Below are 3,911 nucleotides of genomic sequence, written 5' to 3' on the forward strand. Positions count from 1 at the left end.
GGGCCAGGCGATGACAGCGTCATGGCGTTCACAGACTTCGGCATCGAGACGCTCAAAGGCCTCGCCGAAATCTACAAAGCCAATCCTCACCTGCTCACAAGATCGGACGACCCGAAATAGCCGTACTGCGGCCTACGCCGCATGGTTACCCCGAACTCGCCTTCGATTACTCTAAGCCTGCCGGAGCGGCTGGGCTCGTTTCGCCTGACTCCGTGACCTGGCGCGTTTTCAAGAATCCGGTTTCGCTTTTCATAGGAGGCATTGCTGCGGTCATCCTCGAATTAGCCGAGCCATCCGTACGAGCGGGGGTATGGGGGCACAGCTCATTCCGCATCGACCCCGTGAAGCGCCTTAGAAGAACAGGCGCAGCAGCTTTGTCGCGCAGCTAACGCCCGAAGACTCCTCACGCGCTTTCACCGAAGGAGCCGAGGCCGCCCGGCTCTACGGCGCCAACGGAGCTCCCGCATCGCTTGAGGCGTGGCGCGTGATGCTTGCGGAGGTCGAGCCCACGCTGACGCACGCGGATGTCATTGAAGAATTCCTGGCTTTAATGATGCACGCGCCGCTCATCGCGAGGCCTTTGCGTCCGATACAACGCATCATGATCCGTGCCTCTTTCGAGCTTATTCCCCCGAAACTGCGCGAGACGTTGGAACTGGATCACCGTCGCCTCACACACCTCCAGCTTAGATTCATCAAACTGGTAGGGCGAATTGCCGATCGAACCCCCATTGTCGCTGCACCTCCAGTGCAGGCTTCAATTCGAATGGGCCGCGATCCCTACTTCCTATATCGTTAGGGCTGGATTGCCCTTTTTGGTTAGTCCTTGCTGTGAAGAGCCTTGGCTCCGATCTGGCGCACGCCATCACAAAAGGCGTGGGCTTTGAAGCAGGGGCCAAGTCGGCCATGGCGCATTCTCGCAAGCAACCGTGACGCCAAATCCAGCCGCTGGCGGCAACATGGACGCCACGTTTCCTATCGTCTTGTGCCCGGAATATCTGCTGCAGCATTCAGCTTCTGAGCCGTAATGACGACCTCAAGACGATTGCGGGCGTTCAGCTTCGCCATCAAATTGGTCATGTAGCCCTTGACGGTCTTATCGCTGAGCGACAACTCATGGGCGATCTCGCTGTTCTTCTTCCCGAGTAGGAGCAATTTTACGATCTGCTCCTCCCGAACGCTTAGTCTGTTGCTGATCGCCTTCTGTCGTTGCAGAGCCTTATCCTGCAAGGCACCAATTACCTTGGTTGCAAAGGCTGGTGTAACATACACATCGCCCTGCTGCGTCGCCCCTAGAGCCTGGAAGAGATCCTCTCCGGGGCTCCCCTTCAGGACATAGCCCCTGGCCCCAATATCCAAGGCCCTGATTGCATCATCCGCATTTGTCGAGGCTGTGAACACAATGATCTTCGTCTCGGGAGCGAACTTCAACGCATCTGAGATTGCCTGAAAAACATCTCCCGCCATGTTGAGATCGACAATCATCTGATCGGGGTGGTGGCTTTTGGCGATCGACACGATGTCGTCCGCGACATTTCCTGTCGCGGCGAGGGTGAAACCGCCCCAACGCTTCAGCAGCGCACCAATACCCTCCATCAGCAGTGGATGATCGTCGACGATAGCAATCAAACGCTCCGGCATGGTTTTAGAACCCCGTACTACCTCCCCAGGCCGACCCGGATGTTTGCGTAGCCACCGCTTTTTGTAAATGCTTCGAAAATCGAAATATCTCTAAAGGCATCACTTAACATCAGATCTAACTCTAGGACATTCGTGTAATTCGCGTTTCCGGAGCCTGAGCGAATGGCGTCCAAGGCTCTCGATGTGAAGCCCCGAGCCGTTGAGTTCGTGTTTTGCCTGCTGCGGTCGAGTGTACCGTGCGAGTTTCCGGGCAGAAGCCTCTAGCGTGTCTCGGCTCAGCAGCCCGCCATACTTCGGACTGATCCCAAGGCAAATATGAACCGATCGCTGTATTGAATTTATGACCTAGCGACACGAGATGTATCGTAATCGTTCTTCGTTTTCGTAGTCACTCAGAACGCGAGTGGAGAGCTCAGAAATTTAGCGTGAAGGATACCAGACATGGATCAGGACACTGGAACTCCGAATTTCGTCGAATTAACATCGGATATTGTTTCGGCTTTCGTAAGTCACAACTCGGTGCCCGCAACTGAACTGCCGGACTTGATCGCGAAGGTCCACCAATCGCTAGGGAAGCTGGTGTCGCCTGAGGTTGCCGCTCCCGTTGAAGAGAAGCGCGAGCCCGCCGTTTCAATAAAGAAATCAATCGCGCCAGATTATCTGATCTGCCTGAATGATGGACGGAGGTTCAAGAGTCTCAAGCGTCATCTGCGGACGGCTTACAATCTTACTCCCGACGACTATCGGAAGATGTGGGGCCTTTCCCCGGACTATCCGATGGTAGCCCCAGTCTATGCCGAGGCTCGGTCGCAACTTGCCAAGAAGATGGGCCTTGGTCAGCAAAGGCGGATGCGCTCGCGGGCTGCATGATGGCCCTTAGAAATTGGACGATTCGTCAAAAGAAAATCCGCCCACTGATGTGGGCGGCTTGATATCTCAGACCTTAAGATTAGCCGCAGATTCTTTGCCACTGCGGCGGTCCGCTTCAACGTCATACGTAATCTTCTGACCTTCTGCTAACCCTCGAAGACCAGCCCGCTCCAAGGCCGTTGCATGGACGAAGACATCTTTACCTCCGGCATCCGGCGTAATGAACCCATAACCCTTGGTTTCGTTATACCACTTGACCGTTCCAGTCGCCATATTGGTTTCCATAGCTTTAGTGACGCGTCCCACCAAAGCGTAGGGTAGAATCCGAATTATGCAAGGCGGCATTGTAAATGACGGTCATCTCCTCCTCCGAATTGCTTCATCTAGCCGTGAACCGCGATTGCTATCGAAAGAACACGTTCGATGACCGCTCAGCCACGAAATGAACATTGCATTTTGGGGAGAACATAGGTCAGGTACGCGGTTAAAGCAGGCTTTTATTTAAGGAAGAACCATGCGCGAAGAAAATGACAATGTAGTTGATCTAACGGTAATGGTTGTTTCGGCCTACGTCGCCCACAACAACGTTCCTCCCGCGGACCTTGTTGCGCTAATTTCGAGCACTCATTCCGCTCTCACGCAGCTCGGAGCCAAACCCGAAGCTCCGCCTGTACCTATCGCGCTTGTGCCGGCGGTTTCGATCAAGAAATCGGTCACGCCGGACGCCATCATCTGCCTCGAAGATGGCAAGGCATTTAAATCCCTCAGGCGCCATCTGGGCACGGCCTACAATCTCACGCCTGAACAGTATCGCGCRAAATGGGGSCTGCCYYCMGACTATCCGATGGTCGCACCCAAYTATTCGGAAGCTCGGGCGAAGCTCGCAAAGGCTTCTGGCTTGGGGCGCAAGGCCAAGCCGGTTCCGGCGGCCGCTCCCGAGAAGCCCGTGCGTGCGAAGCGAGCTACGCGCAAGAAGGTCGCTGGCTAGGCCCTGAGACCAATCCTGTGCCAACATGGCAATCGTATCGAGCGCCAACCAGGTCGCAAGAGACCGCTACGGTTCAGGACTTCAACTGAGCCGTAGTAGGAGGCAAGCAGGCCAGCYTCGCCGCGGCATCTCCACGCCCTCCCACTCGTTAGACCACAATCGCCGCGGACTATGCCGCTGGGCGCCCTGCAGGCTCCACGATGTCTGTTAGGGCGTCTCCGGCGGCTTCCGGGCTGTCCTTGAGAGCGCCGTCAGCAAGCGAGACCACGCCGACGAGCCGCTTGTTGCGATCGACAACGGGAAGGCGTCGGATTTGGTTGTCCCCCATATTGTGGATGACGTGGTCCATCTCCTCATCCTCGAAGCAGTATTTGACATCGCGCGTCATCACGTCGCGAACCAGGGCCAACCC

Annotated in this window: 6 protein-coding genes and 1 pseudogene; 4 read left to right on the top strand and 3 right to left on the bottom strand. The window is 55.9% G+C overall.

Translation table 11 applies throughout. From position 1 onward, the window contains the following. Positions 1-212: 212 nt before the first annotated feature. Complete coding sequence (locus AC1DRP_RS35495; RefSeq protein WP_476771005.1) at positions 213-389, top strand: oxygenase MpaB family protein; 177 nt, start codon at positions 213-215, stop codon at positions 387-389. Beyond that, positions 386-799: pseudogene (locus AC1DRP_RS35500) on the top strand (oxygenase MpaB family protein); the annotation flags it as partial. The gene AC1DRP_RS35495 and the pseudogene AC1DRP_RS35500, both read left to right, overlap by 4 nt. Positions 800-975: 176 nt before the next feature. On the opposite strand, the gene AC1DRP_RS35505 reads toward AC1DRP_RS35500, so the two are convergent. Further along, positions 976-1,641 carry a response regulator gene (locus AC1DRP_RS35505; RefSeq protein WP_476771006.1) on the bottom strand — a complete coding sequence of 222 codons (666 nt, stop codon included), beginning with the start codon at positions 1,639-1,641 and terminating at the stop codon, positions 976-978. Positions 1,642-2,082: 441 nt separating this feature from the next. Between AC1DRP_RS35505 and AC1DRP_RS35510 the strand changes: the two genes are divergently transcribed. Continuing rightward, on the top strand, positions 2,083-2,511 hold the full coding sequence (locus AC1DRP_RS35510) for a Ros/MucR family transcriptional regulator (RefSeq protein WP_476771007.1): 429 nt from the start codon (positions 2,083-2,085) through the stop codon (positions 2,509-2,511). 66 nt (positions 2,512-2,577) lie between these two features. On the opposite strand, the gene AC1DRP_RS35515 is transcribed toward AC1DRP_RS35510, so the two are convergent. Beyond that, complete coding sequence (locus AC1DRP_RS35515) at positions 2,578-2,784, bottom strand: cold-shock protein (RefSeq protein WP_476771008.1); 207 nt, start codon at positions 2,782-2,784, stop codon at positions 2,578-2,580. A gap of 241 nt (positions 2,785-3,025) precedes the next feature. Here AC1DRP_RS35515 and AC1DRP_RS35520 point away from each other — a divergent pair, with 241 nt between their 5' ends. Then, on the top strand, positions 3,026-3,499 hold the full coding sequence (locus AC1DRP_RS35520; RefSeq protein ID WP_476771009.1) for a Ros/MucR family transcriptional regulator: 474 nt from the start codon (positions 3,026-3,028) through the stop codon (positions 3,497-3,499). A 169-nt stretch (positions 3,500-3,668) separates the two neighbouring features. Here the strand turns inward: AC1DRP_RS35520 and AC1DRP_RS35525 are convergent. Further along, positions 3,669-3,911, bottom strand: a 243-nt coding sequence (locus tag AC1DRP_RS35525) for a CBS domain-containing protein (protein ID WP_476771010.1), incomplete at its 5' end; no start/stop codon positions are given.

It is taken from the genome of Allobosea sp. 01N443, from assembly GCF_056399325.1.